At 62.8% G+C, this 17,807-nt stretch carries 14 protein-coding genes; 8 read left to right on the plus strand and 6 right to left on the minus strand.

Features of this window, described 5'->3' with window-relative positions:
* Window positions 1-27: 27 nt before the first annotated feature.
* Together P0X85_RS01995 and P0X85_RS02000 are read left to right on the plus strand one after the other, a co-directional pair.
* Window positions 28-936, plus strand: coding sequence for an ABC transporter permease (locus tag P0X85_RS01995; RefSeq protein WP_275807608.1), 909 nt, complete (start codon window positions 28-30; stop codon window positions 934-936).
* On the plus strand, window positions 929-1,990 hold the full coding sequence (locus P0X85_RS02000; protein ID WP_275807611.1) for a quaternary amine ABC transporter ATP-binding protein: 1,062 nt from the start codon (window positions 929-931) through the stop codon (window positions 1,988-1,990). The genes P0X85_RS01995 and P0X85_RS02000 overlap by 8 nt, the downstream gene beginning before the upstream one ends.
* Before the next feature lie 51 nt (window positions 1,991-2,041).
* Here P0X85_RS02000 and P0X85_RS02005 read toward each other — a convergent pair whose 3' ends face one another.
* Window positions 2,042-2,350: a hypothetical protein gene (locus P0X85_RS02005; protein WP_275807614.1), complete on the minus strand. Its 309-nt coding sequence runs from the start codon at window positions 2,348-2,350 to the stop codon at window positions 2,042-2,044.
* 301 nt (window positions 2,351-2,651) lie between these two features.
* On the opposite strand from P0X85_RS02005, the gene P0X85_RS02010 reads away from it, so the two are divergent.
* Both P0X85_RS02010 and P0X85_RS02015 read left to right on the plus strand, forming a co-directional pair.
* Entirely contained in the window at window positions 2,652-3,776 is a 1,125-nt protein-coding gene (locus P0X85_RS02010) for an efflux RND transporter periplasmic adaptor subunit (RefSeq protein ID WP_275807617.1), read from the plus strand.
* 12 nt (window positions 3,777-3,788) lie between these two features.
* Window positions 3,789-6,857, plus strand: a complete 3,069-nt coding sequence (locus P0X85_RS02015) for an efflux RND transporter permease subunit (protein WP_275807620.1) — start codon at window positions 3,789-3,791, stop codon at window positions 6,855-6,857.
* Window positions 6,858-6,989: 132 nt separating this feature from the next.
* Here P0X85_RS02015 and P0X85_RS02020 read toward each other — a convergent pair whose 3' ends face one another.
* Window positions 6,990-8,585, minus strand: coding sequence for a GMC family oxidoreductase (locus P0X85_RS02020; protein ID WP_275807622.1), 1,596 nt, complete (start codon window positions 8,583-8,585; stop codon window positions 6,990-6,992).
* A 222-nt stretch (window positions 8,586-8,807) separates the two neighbouring features.
* Here P0X85_RS02020 and P0X85_RS02025 point away from each other — a divergent pair, with 222 nt between their 5' ends.
* Both P0X85_RS02025 and P0X85_RS02030 read left to right on the plus strand, forming a co-directional pair.
* Window positions 8,808-10,067 carry a 3-deoxy-D-manno-octulosonic acid transferase gene (locus P0X85_RS02025; protein ID WP_275807625.1) on the plus strand — a complete coding sequence of 420 codons (1,260 nt, stop codon included), beginning with the start codon at window positions 8,808-8,810 and terminating at the stop codon, window positions 10,065-10,067.
* 27 nt (window positions 10,068-10,094) lie between these two features.
* Entirely contained in the window at window positions 10,095-10,541 is a 447-nt protein-coding gene (locus P0X85_RS02030; protein WP_275807628.1) for a DUF1178 family protein, read from the plus strand.
* Between the two features lie 8 nt (window positions 10,542-10,549).
* Here P0X85_RS02030 and P0X85_RS02035 read toward each other — a convergent pair whose 3' ends face one another.
* From P0X85_RS02035 to P0X85_RS02050, 4 genes are all read right to left on the minus strand, one after another.
* Window positions 10,550-10,783, minus strand: a complete 234-nt coding sequence (locus P0X85_RS02035) for a hypothetical protein (protein WP_275807630.1) — start codon at window positions 10,781-10,783, stop codon at window positions 10,550-10,552.
* Window positions 10,784-11,457: 674 nt separating this feature from the next.
* Entirely contained in the window at window positions 11,458-12,201 is a 744-nt protein-coding gene (locus tag P0X85_RS02040; RefSeq protein WP_275807632.1) for a hypothetical protein, read from the minus strand.
* 176 nt (window positions 12,202-12,377) lie between these two features.
* Window positions 12,378-15,008 carry an ATP-binding protein gene (locus tag P0X85_RS02045; protein ID WP_275807634.1) on the minus strand — a complete coding sequence of 877 codons (2,631 nt, stop codon included), beginning with the start codon at window positions 15,006-15,008 and terminating at the stop codon, window positions 12,378-12,380.
* Between the two features lie 13 nt (window positions 15,009-15,021).
* Entirely contained in the window at window positions 15,022-15,522 is a 501-nt protein-coding gene (locus P0X85_RS02050) for a putative pterin-binding protein (RefSeq protein WP_275807637.1), read from the minus strand.
* Between the two features lie 245 nt (window positions 15,523-15,767).
* On the opposite strand from P0X85_RS02050, the gene P0X85_RS02055 reads away from it, so the two are divergent.
* Together P0X85_RS02055 and P0X85_RS02060 are read left to right on the plus strand one after the other, a co-directional pair.
* Window positions 15,768-16,370, plus strand: coding sequence for a response regulator transcription factor (locus P0X85_RS02055; protein ID WP_275807640.1), 603 nt, complete (start codon window positions 15,768-15,770; stop codon window positions 16,368-16,370).
* A gap of 168 nt (window positions 16,371-16,538) precedes the next feature.
* Entirely contained in the window at window positions 16,539-17,795 is a 1,257-nt protein-coding gene (locus P0X85_RS02060; RefSeq protein ID WP_275807643.1) for an aspartate kinase, read from the plus strand.
* Window positions 17,796-17,807: the final 12 nt, after the last annotated feature.

A 17,807-nucleotide genomic window follows, 5' to 3' on the forward strand; every position in this document is an offset into this window, starting at 1 on the left:
TCTTTCATCCTGACCGGAGGATAGCCAATGGCCAGTTGCTGGGGTCTCCCCGAGCTCCTGTGTGAGTTTCCGTCCCTCTCGAACGGCACGCTGCGCGGCATGCGCAAGAGCATCGACACCGGGTTCCGCGATCTCGTGCGCACCTATTCGGACGCGATCGACGCGGCCACCGCACCGCTTCAAATCTTTCTCAACACCCTTGAAGACATCTTCACCGAAGCCCCTTGGGTCGTGATCCTCCTCCTCCTGCTCGCTATCGTCTGGGCCGGGTCGCGCAAATGGCAGACCATGGTCGGCACGACCATCGCGATGGGGCTGATCGGGGTTTTCGGGCTTTGGGAGGACACGATGATCACGCTGGCCATGGTGACGGTGGCCACCTTGGTCGCCATCCTGATCGGGTTGCCATTGGGTATCCTGATGGCCCGCTCGGACCGGTTTCAGGCCTTCCTCACGCCGGTTCTCGACGTCATGCAGACCTTGCCCTCCTTCGTCTATCTGATCCCGGTCGTGGTGATCTTCGGCATCGGTAAGGTGCCGGGACTGATCGCCGTGGTGATCTATGCCGTGCCGCCGATGATCCGGCTGACGAACCTTGGCATTCGTCTCGTGGACCGCGAGGTGATCGAAGCGGCCGACGCGTTCGGCGCCAACCCGCGGCAGAAGCTCTGGGGCGTGCAGCTTCCGCTCTCGCTTCCGACGATCATGACCGGGGTCAACCAGACCATCATGATGTCGCTTTCGATGGTCGTCGTGGCCTCGATGGTTGGCGTGGGCGGCCTTGGCAAGAACGTGCTTCAGGCCATCACCAACCAGTATTTCACCGTGGGCTTCCTGAACGGCTTTGCACTGGTGGCCATCGCCATCATCTTCGACCGCACGTCGCAGGCCTTCGGTAAACGGCTGCAAAAGCATCAGGGGGTCGGCCATGACTGAGACCACAGACATCGCCCGCTCCGGGATCCAGATCCGCAATCTCTACAAGATCTTCGGACCGCATCCCGAACGCTATATCGACGCCGTCAAGAAGGGCATGACCAAGGAAGAGCTGAACGACCGGCACAACCATGTGCTCGGCCTTCAGAACATCTCGCTCGATCTCGAGCCGGGGCAGATCTCGGTTATCATGGGCCTGTCCGGGTCGGGAAAATCGACCCTGATCCGCCATATCAACGGGCTGATCGCGCCGACCGCTGGCGAGATCCTCTACGAGGGGCAGGACGTCGTCAGTATGAGCGCAGAGCAATTGCGCGAATTCCGGCGCACCAAGACCGCGATGGTGTTCCAGAAATTCGCTCTGCTGCCACACCGAACCGTTCTGGAAAATACCTGCTACGGGCTCGACATCAGGGGTGTGCCACGCACGGAGTCGGAGCCGATTGCGCGCAAATGGATCGACCGGGTGGGGCTGTCGGGCTTCGAGGACAACTATCCCGCGCAGCTTTCGGGCGGCATGCAGCAACGCGTGGGTCTGGCCCGCGCGCTCGCCAACGACGCCGATATTCTTTTGATGGATGAGGCCTTCTCGGCGCTCGACCCGCTCATTCGGATGGATATGCAAAAGGTGCTGCTCGACCTTCAGGACGAGTTGCACAAGACCATCATCTTCATCACCCACGACCTCGACGAGGCGCTGCGTCTGGGCGATTCCATCGCTATCCTGCGTGATGGCGCGCTGGAGCAGGTGGGCTCGGGGCAGGATATCGTGCTGCGGCCCGCGAACGACTACATCGCGGAATTCGTGCGCGAGGTGAACCGGGGCCGCGTGATCCATGCGGACCGTCTGGCACGCCCGATGGCGGAAGGTGAAACCCCGCCCGAACTCCGCGTCGAGGGCCGTAAAGTGCTGGAACTCGTCGCGCGGGAAATGACCGCCGCCGGGGCGCAAAGCGCGCAGGTTGTGGACCGCAAGGGAACGCCTATCGGGGTGATCGACACTGCGGCCATCATGGCAGCGATGGTGACGCCCGCCACGGTCAGCAGCAGCTAAAACGCAAAACGCCGGGCCTTTCGCCCGGCGTTTTCGCAGCGCCCCAACCGCTCAGGGCAGCGCGGGGCCGCGTTTTTTCAAACGGTTGACATTGTGCGACGCACGTTTGCCAATCGGCTTCATACCTGCCGAAAGCACCTTGTCAGGCGACTCCCCCCGGATAGCGGCCCGCGTCGCGGCCTGAAATGCCTGCTGCGCGGCGCGCGGCTTCTCTGCGATCATGCGGGTTATCTCTGCCGGCTCGGTGGCCCAAAAGCCCATCATCCCCGCGACGCGCATTCCGATCACGAATTGTGAGTCGATCCCGATCCGGGTCGCCTCAAACGTCAGCCGCATGGCCGAAACAGGGTCGATGAACATGCACTTACCTCACATCAGAGCAGGGCTTAGCCTGCGGCACACAGGTTACCGTTTCATTATCCGATCATTCTATTGTCAAAAGGTAGGCGTTTCAGCGCATAGCCGCCCTGCATGCCGCAACGTCATCCGCACAGGCGCACAGCAGGGAGCCCAATTTCCGCACAGGCTTTCGCCTTGCCCTCGCGATTTGGTGAGCCATTTTAGGGCGGAGATTGACAAGACATCGAATATCTGAACCATTCAGTTCAGATATGTCCGCGCCCGAGTCCATCGGGCGCGCTGAATTTTGACCGGAGATCCCATGATCAAGCGCGCCTTTCTTGCCTTCCTTGCCCTTATTCTCGTTGCGGGCGGGATCGTCGGCTTCAACCTGTTCCGCTCCAAGATGATCGCGGAGTTCTTCGCGGGCATGACTCCGCCGCCCGTCACCGTTTCGGTCAGCGATGTCGCGCTGACCCGGTGGACGCCGGGGCTGGATGCCATCGGCACGGCGACCGCGGCGCGCGGCGTCGATCTGGCGACCGAGGCCGCCGGCATCGTCCGTGAAATCCGCTTTGCCGCGAACGACCGCGTCGAAGAGGGGCAGCTTCTGGTGCAGATCGACGACCGAACCGAGCGCGCCGACCTTGCCGCCGCCGAGGCTGCCCTCGCGCTTGCCGAGACCTCGCTGACCCGCGCCCGTGAACTGCGCGAGCGCGGTGTCTCTGCGACCACCACCCTCGATCAAGCCGAAGCCGGCGCCGTGGAAGCGCGCTCGACCGTCGCCAAGCTGAAGGCTGTTCTGGAAACCAAGCAACTGACCGCGCCCTTCGGCGGCACGATCGGGATTCCGCGCATCGAGATCGGTCAGTTTGTGACGGCAGGCACGACCTACGCAACGCTTCAGGACCGCGAGAACATGCGTGTGGACTTCACCCTGTCAGAACAAGATGCGGGCCTCGTGTCGGTCGGTCAGCCTGTGACCGTGACCTCCGAGGTGGGCGATCTGTCGCTCTCGGGTGAGGTGACCGGGATCGAGCCAAAGATCGACCCCAATTCGCGCCTCGTGACGCTTCGCGCCGAGGTCGAGAATGCCGAAGACAAGCTGACGCCGGGCCAGTTCCTGCGCGTGCGCGTCGATCTGGCCGAGGTGGATGGCGTCATCGCCCTGCCGCAGACCGTGGTCAGCTCGAACCTCTATGGCGACTCGGTCTTTGTGATCCGCGAAGAAACGCCCGAAGGGGCGGAGGAGCCGCAACTGATCGCCCGTCAGGTCTTTGTCGAACTGGGCCGCCGTTCCGCCGACCTCGTCGAGATCGTCACCGGCCTTGAAGCCGGGGACCGCGTGGTCAATGCCGGACAGAATAAACTCTCGCCCGGCGCGCGTGTGCTGATCGACAATTCGGTTGCCCCGGTGGCCGCCGAAGCGCCCGCCGCGGCGCAGTAAGGGGTCCGCGCGATGCATTTCACTGAACTCTTCATCCGCCGCCCGGTGCTCTCGACCGTGCTGGGCGCCTTCATGCTCCTCCTCGGGTTCCAGGCCTTCTTCAGCCTGCCCGTGCGCGAATACCCGGAAGTCGAAGAGACCGTGGTGACGATCACCACCGTCTATCCGGGCGCGGCGCCGGACCTCATGCAAGGCTTTGTGACTGCCCCGATCGCCGCCGCTGTCGCGACGACCGAGAATATCGACTACGTCACCTCTCAATCGCGGCCCTCGGCCTCGGTCGTTTCGGTGAACATGAAGCTCGGCGCCGACCCTGATGTTGCGCTGACCGAGGTTCTGGCCAAGGTTCAGCAGGTGCGCGGCGACCTCCCCGAGGACGCCAACGACCCGATCATCGTCAAGGGCACCGGGATGACCTTCGCGCTGATGTATCTGGCGGCGTTGAACCCGAATATGACCGCCGAGCAGCTGACCGAATATCTCGACCGCGTGGTTCGCCCGCGCATGTCGACGATCCCCGGTGTGGCAGAAATCGAGATCATCGGCGCGTCCAATTACGCGATGCGGGTGTGGCTTGATCCGCTGAAACTCGCCGCTCGCAATGTGACAGCCTCCGAAGTGCTTGCCTCGATCCGCGCGTCGAACTTCCTGTCGGCCCCCGGCAAGACCGAGAACGAGTTCATTGCGCAATCGATCACGCTCAAATCGACGCTGCAAACCCCCGAGGCCTTCGGCGCGCTGCCGATCCGGGCGGATGGGGATGCCGTTGTGCGGCTGCGCGACGTGGCCGAGGTCGAACTCGCCAGCGCCGAAAAAGATGCGATCGTGACCTTCGACGGGCGCCCCGGCACTTTCATCGGGGTCTATCCGACGCCGGCGGCCAACCCGCTCGACACGGCGGCGGCGGTGATCGCGGACCTGCCCAATATCAACAACACCCTGCCCGAGGGCATGTCGATCGAGATGGTCTACGATTCAACCGAAACCATCTCTGCCTCCATTGCCGAGGTGTTCAAGACCATTGCCGAGGCTGTCGCCATCGTGGTGGTCGTGATCCTGCTGTTCCTTGGCTCGCTGCGTTCCGTCGCAATGCCAATCGTCACGATCCCGCTCTCGCTCGTGGGGGTGCTGGCCGTACTGCTGGCGCTTGGCTATTCGATCAACCTGCTCACACTGCTGGCGATGGTTCTGGCCATCGGACTCGTGGTGGATGACGCCATCGTGGTCGTCGAGAACATCCACCGCCATATCGAGGACGGGATGAAGCCGCTTCCCGCCGCCGTGCAGGGGATGCGCGAGATCACCGGCCCGGTGATTGCAATGACGATCACGCTGGCGGCGGTGCTGGCACCGCTGGGCTTCACCGGCGGGCTGACCGGCGCGCTGTTCCGGGAGTTTGCCTTCACTCTGGCCGGGTCTGTGATCTTGTCGGGAATCATCGCACTGACCATCACGCCGATGATGTCGGCGCGGCTCCTCAAGTCGGGCCACGCCTCTGGCTTCCAGGCATGGGTGGACAAGGCCTCGGACAAGCTTGCGGCGTTCTACGGGCGGCGTGTGGACGGGTCGCTCTCGATGCGGTGGGTGACGCTCAGCATCGTCGTCGTGCTCGTCGGCGTAACCGGGTTCATGTTCACCCAGACCTCGACCGAGCTTGCCCCGGACGAGGATCAGGGCGCGCTCTTCGCCTTTTTAAATGGGCCGCGTTATGCGACCACCGATTACACGCAGCTCTACACCGATCAGATCGCCGAAAAGACCGCCGATATCGAAGAGATCAAGGTCGATTTCTCGATCGCGGGCTTCGGGGGCGCGGGCAATACCGGGATCTATATCTGGTCGCTCAAGGATTGGGCGGACCGCACGCGCTCGCAGGCCGAAATCCAAGCCGACATTCAGGCGCGACTCGATCAGGTCGCGGGGGTGCAAGGCTTCGTCTTCGCGCCGCCGACGCTTCCCGGCACCGGGGGCGGCCTGCCGATCTCGATGGTGGTGCAGTCGATCCACTCGCCTGACCGGGTGGCCGAGATCACCGACCAGATCAAACTGCGTGCCATGCAGTCGGGCAAATTCATCATCGTGCAGAACTCGCTCGCCTTCGATGCCCCCGAGGTCCGCGTGACCATCGACCGCGACCGGGCGGCGTCGCTGAACGTGCCGGTTTCGGATATCGGTGCGACGCTGGGCCTTCTGGTCGGCGGCGGTGCGGTCGCGCAGTTCGACCGGGACTCGAACAGCTACGACATCATCACGCAGGTGCCGCAAAGCTTCCGCGAGAACCCCGAGCAACTCGGCCAGTATTTCGTGCGCGCCGCCACTGGCGAGATGGTGCCCCTGTCCTCGGTGGTGAATATCGAAACCGGTGTCAGCGCCGCCTCCATCGAGCAGTTCAACCAGCTGAACGCATCGACCCTCACCGCACTGCCGCTGCCGGGCGTCTCGACCGGCGATGGCCTCGCGGAGCTTGTCTCCATCGCGCAAGAGATCATGCCCGAGGGCTTCTTCCTCGACTATTCCGGCCAATCCCGGCTCGAGGTCACCCAAGGCAACACGATCCTTCTCGCCTTCGGCGCGGCGGTTCTGGTGATCTACCTCGTGCTGGCGGCCCAGTTCGAGAGCTTCCGCGACCCCTTCATCATCATGATGTCGGTGCCGCTGACGATCTTCGGCGCTGTGCTTCCGTTGAATATCGGGCTTGGGACGCTGAACATCTACAGTCAGGTGGGCCTGATCACTCTGGTCGGGCTGATCACGAAGCACGGCATTCTGATGGTCGAGTTCGCCAACCAGCAGCGCGAGGAACATGCGCTGACCCGGCGCGAAGCCATCGTGAAGGCCGCGACGATCCGCCTGCGTCCGATCCTTATGACCACCGCCGCAATGGCGCTCGCCGTCGTGCCACTGATCCTCGCCGAGGGCGCAGGCGCTGCCGCGCGTCAGGCGATGGGGCTTGTGATCTTCGCGGGTCTCCTGATCGGAACCAGCTTCACGCTCTTCGTGGTGCCGATGTTCTACACCTTCATCTCGCCCTCGGACAAAGCGTGGCGTGCAGCGCGCGAGAAAAAACTCGCTGCGGGCTGAGACATGGTCAAATGCACAACAAAAGGCCCCCGGAAACCGGGGGCCTTTTGCTTGGAGAAACCTATTCAAAATGCCGAACGGATGCCCCGGGTGTAGAGATGGGAGCCTCCGGCCGTCGCTGTGACGAGGGCCTCAGCCTTTCGCATCCTCCAGCATCATCCGCGCGCATTTCTCGGCGATCATCATCGTCGGCGCGTTGGTATTGCCGCTGGTGATCGTCGGCATGACCGAGGCATCGGCGATCCGGAGGCCCCTGAGCGCCCGCAGACGCAGGCGCGGATCGACGACAGAGCCCTCATCCGCCCCCATCCGGCAGGTGCCGACGGGGTGAAAGATGGTCGTGCCGATATTGCCCGCAGCCCGCACGAGGTCTTCCTCGGTCTGATAGCTCGGGCCGGGGAGGTGTTCTTCGGGCGAATAGCGGGCGAAGGCGGGCTGACGCACGATTTCGCGGGTGAGTCGCAGCGACTGCGCCGCGACACGCCGGTCGCCCTCGGTGCTGAGGTAATTCGGCGCGATGGCGGGCGCATCCCGGAAGCTGTTCGATTTGATATGGATCGAGCCGCGGCTTTCCGGGCGCAGGTTACACACGCTCGCGGTCATGCCCGGGAACGGGTGGACCGGGTCGCCGAACTTGTCGAGGCTCACCGGCTGCACATGGTATTCCAGATCGGCGCTTTCCTTTTCGGGGAAGGAGCGCGTGAATATCCCCGCCTGGCTCGGCGCCATCGCCATCGGCCCTGAGCGTTTGAGCGCGTATTCCAGCCCGATCATCGCCTGACCGAACCAGCTCGACGCCATGGTGTTAAGGCTTTTGACGCCCTTCACCTTGTAGACCAGACGCAGTTGCAGGTGGTCTTGCAGGTTCTCGCCCACGCCCGCGACCTCGGCCACCGGTGTGATGCCATGAGCGGCGAGCACATCGCCCCGCCCGACCCCCGAGAGTTCGAGGATCTGCACCGACCCCACTGCGCCCGCCGAGAGAACCGTTTCGCCCGCGCGGACCTCGTAGGGCGCGTTGTCCTGCTGATAGCGCACGCCGACCACGCGACCCTCTTCGATCAGCAGCCGTTCGACCTGCGCGCCGGTGACGATGCGAAGGTTCTTGCGGTTCTTGGCGGGGCGCAAGAAGGCCTTGGGCGCGCTCCAGCGCCAGCCCTTTTTCTGGGTCACATGGAAATAGCCGCCGCCCTCGTTATCGCCGCGATTGAAGTCGTCAGTGCGCGGGATGCCCGCCTGCTCGGCGGCTTCGAGGAAGGAGTCGAGAACGTCCCATCGCACCCGCGCCTTCTCGACCCGAAGCTCACCGCCCGCGCCATGCTCTGCGCTCTCGCCAAGGAAGAAATCCTCCTGCCGCTTGAAGAACGGCAGCACATCGTCCCAGCCCCATCCGGTGCAGCCCGCCTGCGCCCACATGTCGTAATCGCGCGCCTGACCGCGCATGTAGATCATGCCGTTGATCGACGAACAGCCCCCCAAGATGCGCCCGCGCGGATAAAGCAATTGCCGACCGTTCAACCCGGCATCCGGCTCGGTCTTGTAGCCCCAATCGGTGCGCGGGTTGCCGATGCAATAGAGATAGCCGACCGGGATATGGACCCAATGGTAGTTGTCCTTGCCCCCGGCTTCGAGCAACAGCACCCGATTCCTGGGGTCCTCGGACAGCCGGTTCGCCATGACGCAGCCTGCGCTGCCGGCCCCCACGACGATGTAATCGTATTGCTCCACAGCCAGCCCTCCTCATCTCGCGCGCGTCGGCACATGCCCCACCCGGCTTTGATATATCTCTGGTATAACCGCATCCAAGCGCCCTTGGGCACAGACAATTTCGCAAAATGATCTTTGCACCCGCTGACGGGTCGGGTCACACTGGGCGCGCGTGAGGCTGCGCAGCCCTTGCATCACGCGCTCGGGCAAGGTCTATGGGGAAAAACCACGAGGGATCGGCCTGTGCTTGCCTACCGCTTTCTGATCGCATTGGCGTTTCCGGCCCTGCTGGCGGGGCTGGTCTGGCGCGTGCTGCGCGGTCAGGAAGGCACGGCGGACCTCGCACAGAGGCTTGGCGGCGGACTGTATGCGCCACATGGCGCGGTCTGGCTACATGCGGCCTCGAACGGCGAGCTGACCTCGGCGCGCCCGCTAATCGAGACGCTGCTCGCGCGCCGTCCCGACCTGCATCTGCTGATCACCACCAATACCGTGAGCGCGCAGGACCTTGCTGCGAGTTGGCGCGAGCGCCGGATCACCACGCGCTTGGCGCCGCTCGACCTGCGCTGGATCGTGCGGCGCTTTCTGGAGCGCCACGAACCTGCCGCGCTGATCATGGTCGAGAACGAGCTTTGGCCCAATCGCTTGCGACTGACCGCAGAGGCCGGCTTGCCGATCGCCTTTGTCGGTGCACGGATGTCCGAGGGCTCGGCCCGCAACTGGCAAAAGATCGGCCTCGGGCCTGAAGTCATGGCGACGATTTCAGCCTTTTCCGCGCAGGATGCCGGGTCCGAGGCACGGTTTGCAGCGCTTGGCCTGCCGCGTGATCGCATCTTGCCCGTGATGAACCTCAAAGGCTCCGTGACGCTCGCCCCGCCCAGCGCGCCACTCGATTGGCCACGCGGGCAAACGGTGCTGGCAGCCTCGACGCATGAGGGCGAGGAGACGCTGATCCTCGAGGCGTTTCGACGCGCTCGCGAACGCGTGCCCGAGTTGCGGCTGATCCTCGCGCCACGCCACCCGCGCCGCTCTGGTGAAGTGGCGGAACTTGTGCGCAAAGCCGGGCTTGGGGTGGCGATCCGCTCCAAGGGCGAAGCGCCCACACAGCCGGTCTATCTCGCCGATACGCTGGGCGAGATGTCGAACTGGTATGCGAGTGCAGGGATCTGTGTCATCGGCGGCACCTTCGCGCCAAAGGGCGGGCATACGCCGTTCGAGCCGACCGCGCAGGGGGCTGCGGTCTTGCACGGGCCGGACATATCGAATTTTGCCGATGCCTTCACCGCGCTGGATACGGCCGGGGCTGCGGTTCTGGTGCAGGATGCCGCCGCGCTGGCAGAAACGCTGGCCACGCTGTCCACCGAGGAACAGGCCCGGATGGCGCAAGCTGCGGCCAGGGCGCTCGCACCGCTTTCGCCCGAGGGCGGACCGGGAGAGCTAGCCGACCGGCTCCTCGAGCGTTTTGGCCCCGCCCTTGCATTCCCACCCGCGAAGGGTAGATGATAGCGTATCATCGAGTTTGGCCGCGACATGATCCGATACAGCTTGAAATGCGATCAGGACCACGCTTTTGAAAGCTGGTTCAACTCCGCCGAGAGCTTTGCCTCTCTGCGCGATCAGGGGCATGTTGCCTGCGTCATTTGCGGCTCGACGCGTGTCGAAAAGGCTTTGATGGCTCCCGCAGTGCGCCCGGCGCGCAAGGCCGCCACCAGCCCCGCCACCACGGACGAGCCGCAACCGCTGGGTGAACCGACCTCGGAGGTCGAAAAGGCACTGCGTGCGATGCGCCACCATGTAGAACAGAATTCAGATTATGTCGGCTTGAATTTCGCTGCCGAAGCGCGCGCGATGCATGAGGGCGAGACACCCGAGCGCCCTATTCATGGCGAGGCGAAGCCGGACGAGGCGCGCAAACTCCTCGAAGACGGCGTGCCCGTGATCCCCCTGCCCTTCATCCCGAAGCGCCAAACCAACTGATCCAGCAATCAGCGCCGACGTCCGGGGCCGGGAAAGGGCAACACCTGCCCGCCCGGTCGCGGCGGGTTCTGGTCGCCAAACGATCGCACCGATGGCTCGCGCGGAATTGGCTGCGGCTCGAGGGCTTGGCGATGATTGAGCAACGGGGCAATCACCTCGAGCGCATCTACGAGAGCCGCGGAGACCTCGGGCAGCCCCTCGTTATCGGTATAATCCACCAGATAACTCAGGGTTTCCACCATCCAAGTATGCTTTGAGCCCGCACCCAACATCGCGCACCTCCTAAATGAGGTAATATTAACTCATCTTCCTTAAATATCCGGCACGCCAAAAGTATATAATGGGCAAACTTCGTATATAATAACCCCGCAACATTCTCATGTGCGGGGTTACGCGGCATGGCCGCAATAAAGAAGCTTAAGTGGATTGATAAGTTTAGTGGCTCGATATTTACCTTTTTATCCATCCATAATTAACGAGCACTTAATATTGCAGGCCCAAAAGATTGCCATTTGTACGCAAAAGTATATTTCAGACGCGCAGTCCTTGATGAAGATAATAGACACGGGCACTCGCACCTTCCCGGCGCGAAATATCATTTCCTCCCAAAGACTTCAAAGTCAATTCGTCTGATGTGGCCATCGCAGAGGGGGCGCAATCACCCCGCAAGGCTGCCGTGCAGGCAGATACTTCTCGGAAAAAGGATTGCAGAATGCACCCGATTTCGACGGGACATGAATACCCGGAAATCTCAAGCGTATAACCGGAAACCCGCAGAGTAATAGACTTGTCGGACATTCATGCTCCAGCACTGCTGCTTCAAGTATATTTTACGCAACCGACAGGCGTGAAAGCTTACCTGCGCAAATTTCAATAGAATCACGCAGAGCCAGCGAAGGGAGAGGAACAGCCGCGTTTATGCGACTTGCGAATGCGCTGCGTCAGAGAGACGCTCAAACCAGGCCCAGTTATTTATTTCTGCTTCGACCAGCGCCAATTCGAGCGCAGCGAAGGTGCATGGCAGGCGCAGCGAGATGTCGCACAGCGCCAAGCGCTCCTGCCCGAAATCATGCCGTTCAAACTCATTCGACATGAGGATGACGATCAGATCGGGGCGCTTGAGACGCAGCGCCATCAGGTCAGAGGCAATCGCAGTGATCCCACCCATCGCCTCGACATCGACGATGACATACCCAGCTCGCGGCGCAGCCCAGATCGGATCGCTCGGCGCAAAGCTCTTGCCAGAGACCAGGGTTGCGCCCTGCTCTGCGAGCCAGCGCAGGCAAGGCAAACTGGCGCGAGAACGGCCCATCACCGTCAGCAAGGTCGACTCGGCATCCAGCGCGTGCATGACCGGCGCAGCGGCCGGGCCCGCGGCCTCGGCGTAGGTCATGGCGCCGGCATCCGACGCACGTGCATTTCGGCGAGCCGCGGGCGAGAATGTGGGGTTCGCTTGCACCGCGGCTGCCCGGCGCGGCAGCGGCGACGGGGGTGCCGTCGTGCCGGCACGCGCCGAATCCGTCCAACCCGCCCCCTTCACGCTGGCGCCATCGCCACGAAAGCGCGCCATCAGCGAGGCCATGGCATCGTGCAGCATCTTCGACAGCCCCGCAGGGGCGGACTTCGTCAGATTTTTCGTGTCGTGATGGACCAACGGCATAGGCGGTTCCTCCTAATGCCAAGGTATGATTCACCACGCCTTAACGGCAATTTCTCTTCCGGGCATTAAGAGCTTCTTAAGTATCAACACATACCCGAATGGGTTCTGGATATATCGAACGGGTATGTTGACAACGAAAGATCATCCATGGCGCAGCCCGGAGGCGCACGCTAACCCTAAAGATCAGCGACCGTCCCGACCTGCTGGGCGTCCAATGTGCCGTCCGCGACCAGCGCCTTCACCGTCTGGCGCCACAGGTCGACCACCTCAGCCATAGGCTGCGCGGTCTGGGCGGGCTGATCCTCTCGCGCAAGCGACTCAAGCCGCCTCAGAGCCGCAGCCAGACGATCCGCCCCCATCATCGCCGAGGACCCGGCAAAGCGATGTGCGACCGAGGCCAGAAGATGCATCTCACCAGAGCGCAAGGCGTGGCTCAGGCCGGAAATCTGCGCATGCCCTTCGGTCAGGTAGGCCGCGCAGGATTTGGCGAATTGCTCCGGCCCAAGGACCTCGGCCAACTCCGCGCGCGTCGTAGCGTTGAGCACCGCGCTATCGGGTGTGCCGGGGTCGTCGGCGTTGGTGCGGACACCTTGAAGCGCACCGTCAAGCGCCGCCTTCGAGAAGGGTTTCGGCAAGAGTCCGTCAAACCCCGCCAGCTCGGCACGCAACCGCATTTCGGGCTCTATATTGGCGGAGACCGCGATCATCAGCGCGTCCCGGTTCGGACCCTCCGCGGCCCGGATTTCCGACGCGGCCGTCAAGCCATCCTTGTTCGGCATGTTGATATCCATCAGCACCGCGTCGAAGCGCTCCGAGGCGGCCCGAACCACGGCCTGCGCACCATCCGTGACAGCCACCACGCGATGCCCGGAACGCCGGAGCATCTCGCACAGCACATCACGGTTCACATCGCTGTCTTCGGCCACGAGAATACGCAGCCCCCCGGCGGGCGCGGCGCTGCTGACCGGGCCGGGCGCGGGATCAGCCCCGGTCATCGCGCTCTCGGGTTCGGGCACTGCCTCACCGCCCGGCGCGATCGGCGCAGGCAACCGAACCCAGAAATCCGACCCTTCTCCCAGCGTGCTGTCCACGCCGATCTCGCCCTTCATCGCCTCTACGATCCGACGCGCGATTCCGAGCCCGAGACCCGAGCCGGAATGCCGCCCGCTCGCTTCCGTGCGCAGCGAGACGAAATCATCGAAAATGCGCGGCAGGTCATCGGTGTCGATGCCGATACCGGTATCGCGCACCCGGTATTCGAGCGTGCCCTGCGCCCGGTCATAGCTGATCGAGACCGTGATCCGGCCGTGATCCGTGAACTTGTTCGCATTGCCAACGAGGTTCACCAGAACCTGCCGAATCCGGGTCGAATCGCCCAGGAGCCGCGCGGGAAGGTCCGCATCGGCATCGAGATGGAACGCATTCCCCTTGGCGGCGGCTTCCGACTCCATGGCCACGAACAGCTTTGCCACCAGATCCTCGGGTGCGAACGGCAGGCGCGACATCTCCATCTTGCCGGCGTCGAGGCGCTCGACATCCAGCACGTCATTGACATGCTGTAGCAGGAGGTCCCCCGCCTGCTGCATCGCCTCAATATATTTTTGCTGCTTGTTGGTGAGACGCGTCGCACGCAGATTTTCGAGCGTTCCGAGCAAGCCGCTGAGCGGCGTGCGCAACTCATGGCTCATCACCGCAACAAAGGCGGCCTTGGCACGCTCACCTGCCATGGCGCGGTCGCGCGCGGTCACAAGCTCACGCTCCGCCGCCACACGCTCGGTGATGTCGCGCAGGTAAGAGACGAAAATCTCCCGCCGCCCGATCTGTGTAGACGAGATCGACAACTCGACAGCAAATTGCGAGCCGTCCTTGCGGCGCGCCAACAACCGCTTCAGGCCAGTGCCGACGATCGTGCGCAGCCCGGTTTCCCGATACCGCCGCAGGGCCGCCATATGAGCCGCGACAAAGCGACTTGGGATGATCAACTCTGCCAGATCATGACCCACCGCTTCCGCGCGGGTGTAGCCGAAAATATGTTCGGCTGCGGCGTTGAATTCGACGACGCGCATGTCGTCATCGACAACGATCACCGCATCCAGCGCGGTCTCGATCACTGCTTCAAGCCGCAGCTTCGCGGCGCGCAGCGAAAGCGCGCGACGCTGCCCGTACACCCACAGCGCCCAAAGCGCAAACCCGCCCCCGGTCAGCGCGGTCAGCAACGCCACCGTCATCCCGGCAAGGCGCAGCAAAGCTGTGTGAACCCGCTCGCGCTGTGTATTCGCGGCCGCCGCGAAAGAGCGCACCCCCTCCAGCGCAATGGCACGGACATCGTCCGAAGCCTCCTCGATTTGCGCCTGAAGGTCAGGAAGCGCCTGTTTCAACGCAGCGGCATCGCGCGGCGCAGGCAATGCGTCGATCCGGGCCGCAGTCTCTTGTACAAATGTCCGAATACGCGAGGCCTTTTCGCGCACGCCCGGTTCGGTGACGATTTCCGCAAAGCCCCGCGCCTCGAGGACCGTGCCGACCCGGCTGTAGAAAATGTCGAACCGGCGCAGGAACTCCGCCGCCGGGTCAGCCGTATCGACCTGCATGAAGTCCCAGGCCCTGCGCATTGTCAGAAACTCGACCTCGAATTGCGAAAGCGACCATTGCAGACTGTCGGAATTCGCTATGGCGAGCGCGTCGATCTCCTTCTGAACCTCGCGCCCGAACACATACAGACCCCAGAGCGACAGCGACAGCACAAGCACGGTCAGCCCCGCGGCCAAGCGTTGCACAGTGCCTTTCTCGAGCGGTGTGAACAGAGGCATATCGACCCTGCGGTCAGTTCGAGAGCGTTATTTTCGAAAGTTGCCAGACGGACCGCGAATACACCACCTCGGTGCGATAGAGGTCCGAGGCGTCGTAAGGATAGACCAGCCAGACCGGCCCCTTGTCGCGCAGTGTCATCTGCTCGCCGTTGCGCAGATAGGCCAGAAGCGCGCCATTCGGCTCGGCCTCAGCTGAGGGCATCGAGACCTGATAGTCATTCACAGCGACCAGATCGACCTGACCCTCATGGTCCGGCGCAAGCGCCTCGAGCAGGCGATGCAGCCGCACTCCGGCGAACTCTTGCGCGCCCTCAGTCCAGATCGTGCTGGTCGAGAAGCTCTCTTCGCCCAGCGCCGCAAGCTCATCGCGGGAAAAACGGCGCTCATCGGCAACGCCATCGCCGTCAAAATCGCCCTGCACAATCAGAATCGTCTCTTTCTCCTGCGCCAGAGCACCACTCGCACTCAGCGCCAGAAGCAGCGCAGCGGTGCGCACCGTTTCCGACGTAAACATTCGCATTTCCGGTCCCTCCATGCTAGGATTACCCAAGCACATTTGCATACCCAAGCGGCTTAAACACGGGCTCATAGGGATATTCATCTAACCTAAAGGATATATGTACCCATACCTAAAGACCCCGGAACGGCCCGTGCGCGCGGCCATATTCTCGACTAAAACAGGGTCTAGTTACGATTTCGATCCAGGTAACAAAATATACACTTCTCGGTGGCCGCCCACCGGCAAGAGGAGGACAACTTATGCGTTTGATTCTGGCTGATGACCATGACCTCGTGCGCGATGCAATCGCGGCTATTCTGAAGGGGTCGGGCTGCCGTGAAGTGCGTACCGCATCGAGTTTCACCGAGGCCGCCCAGATCGTCGCGCAAGAGGGCGCTTTCGACCTGGCAATCCTCGATTACGACATGCCGGGCATGAACGGGCTCGAAGGTTTGAAGCAAATGCTGAAGTCGCATCCCGATATGCCGGTTGCGATCCTCTCGGGGGTAGCCAAGCCAGAGGTCGCCCGCGCCGCGATCGAGGCGGGCGCGATCGGCTTCCTGCCCAAGACACTGCCCGCCAAGTCGATCGGTTCCGCCGTGTCGCTGATGGCATCGGGTTCGGTCTTTGCCCCGATTGAACTGATGCGGGCGGCAAGCTCCCCCACCATCGACAAACTGTCAACGCGCGAGAGCGAGGTTCTGCGTGGGATTTGCGCCGGCAAGACCAACAAGGAAATCGCCCGCGATCTGGGCTTGCAGGAGGTCACCGTCAAGCTGCATGTGCGCACGCTGACCCGCAAGATGAACGCGCGCAACCGCACGCAGGCCGCGATGATGGCCCGCGAATTGAAATGGGTCTGACCCTTTGACCCGATAAAGCCCCAGCGACCCGCGCCGATGCGTGGGTGCGGGGCGCGGGTCGCCTTCCCCTTGTAATCCTTCATCTGCTCTTGCACGCGCGCCTCGTGGGCGATAACACGCAGCAGATTCTTTTCCCGGGAAACCGGGCCATCTCAGGGGGGGTTCTGGATGCCGCTTCTTGTCATGAAATTCGGCGGCACCTCGGTGGCCGATCTCGACCGCATCGCGAATGCGGCCGAGAAGGTGCGCCGCGAGGTCGAACGCGGCTATGACGTCATCGTCATCGTCTCGGCCATGTCCGGCAAGACCAACGAACTCGTCGGCTGGGTCGAACAGACCTCGCCCCTCTATGATGCGCGCGAGTATGACGCTGTCGTGTCCTCGGGCGAGAACGTGACCGCAGGTCTGATGGCGCTGCGCCTGCAAGAGATGGGCGTGCCCGCGCGCAGCTGGCAAGGCTGGCAAGTGCCGATCAAGACGACCTCGGCCCACTCGGCCGCGCGCTTTGTCGACATCCCGCGCGAGAACCTCGATGCAAAGTTCGAAGAGGGCATGAAGGTCGCGGTCATCGCGGGCTTCCAGGGCCTCTCCGAGGAAAACCGGATCACCACGCTGGGCCGGGGAGGCTCGGACACCACCGCCGTGGCCTTTGCCGCCGCGTTTGGTGCAGAGCGCTGCGATATCTACACCGATGTGGACGGGGTCTACACGACCGACCCGCGCATCTCGGACAAGGCGCGCAAGCTCGACAAGATCGCCTTCGAGGAAATGCTCGAACTCGCATCGCTCGGCGCGAAGGTCCTGCAAACCCGTTCGGTCGAACTGGCGATGCGTTACAATGTGCGCCTGCGGGTGCTGTCCTCCTTCGAGGATACCGACGAGAATTCTGGAACCCTGGTCTGTGGCGAGGATGAAATCATGGAATCGAAAGTTGTCTCGGGCGTGGCTTATTCGCGCGACGAAGCGAAAATGACCCTCGTGACCGTCGAGGATCGCCCCGGCATCGCCAGCGCGATCTTTGGCCCGCTCGCCGAAGCCGGCGTGAACGTGGACATGATCGTTCAGAACATCTCCGAGCGTCAGGCCGATCACGAGGCCAAGGTCACCGACATGACCTTCTCCTGCCCGATCAATCAGGTCGCCCGCGCCCAGAAAGCGATGGAAGAGGCCAAGGCACGCGGCGACATCGCCTATGATGATCTGATCGTCGACACCGATGTGGCCAAGGTTTCGGTCGTGGGCATCGGCATGCGCAGCCATGCGGGCGTCGCCGCCGAAATGTTCAAGGCGCTCTCTGCCGAGAATATCAACATCAAGGTCATTTCCACCTCCGAGATCAAGATTTCCGTCCTGATCGACCGGAAATATATGGAACTGGCCGTGCAGGCCCTCCATGATGCCTTCGAACTGGAGAAATCGGCCTGATCGTAATCGGGC

This window comes from Pseudothioclava nitratireducens (assembly GCF_029210495.1).
GTDB lineage: Bacteria > Pseudomonadota > Alphaproteobacteria > Rhodobacterales > Rhodobacteraceae > Pseudothioclava > Pseudothioclava nitratireducens.

Bases quoted from the DNA above. Each gene is read 5' to 3' on its own strand.
- P0X85_RS01995 (WP_275807608.1), top strand. From the start codon at position 28: ATGGCCAGTTGCTGGGGTCTCCCCGAGCTCCTGTGTGAGTTTCCGTCC.
- P0X85_RS02000 (WP_275807611.1), top strand. From the start codon at position 929: ATGACTGAGACCACAGACATCGCCCGCTCCGGGATCCAGATCCGCAAT.
- P0X85_RS02005 (WP_275807614.1), bottom strand. From the start codon at position 2,350: ATGTTCATCGACCCTGTTTCGGCCATGCGGCTGACGTTTGAGGCGACC.
- P0X85_RS02010 (WP_275807617.1), top strand. From the start codon at position 2,652: ATGATCAAGCGCGCCTTTCTTGCCTTCCTTGCCCTTATTCTCGTTGCG.
- P0X85_RS02015 (WP_275807620.1), top strand. From the start codon at position 3,789: ATGCATTTCACTGAACTCTTCATCCGCCGCCCGGTGCTCTCGACCGTG.
- P0X85_RS02030 (WP_275807628.1), top strand. From the start codon at position 10,095: ATGATCCGATACAGCTTGAAATGCGATCAGGACCACGCTTTTGAAAGC.
- P0X85_RS02035 (WP_275807630.1), bottom strand. From the start codon at position 10,783: ATGGTGGAAACCCTGAGTTATCTGGTGGATTATACCGATAACGAGGGG.
- P0X85_RS02040 (WP_275807632.1), bottom strand. From the start codon at position 12,201: ATGCCGTTGGTCCATCACGACACGAAAAATCTGACGAAGTCCGCCCCT.
- P0X85_RS02045 (WP_275807634.1), bottom strand. From the start codon at position 15,008: ATGCCTCTGTTCACACCGCTCGAGAAAGGCACTGTGCAACGCTTGGCC.
- P0X85_RS02050 (WP_275807637.1), bottom strand. From the start codon at position 15,522: ATGTTTACGTCGGAAACGGTGCGCACCGCTGCGCTGCTTCTGGCGCTG.
- P0X85_RS02055 (WP_275807640.1), top strand. From the start codon at position 15,768: ATGCGTTTGATTCTGGCTGATGACCATGACCTCGTGCGCGATGCAATC.
- P0X85_RS02060 (WP_275807643.1), top strand. From the start codon at position 16,539: ATGCCGCTTCTTGTCATGAAATTCGGCGGCACCTCGGTGGCCGATCTC.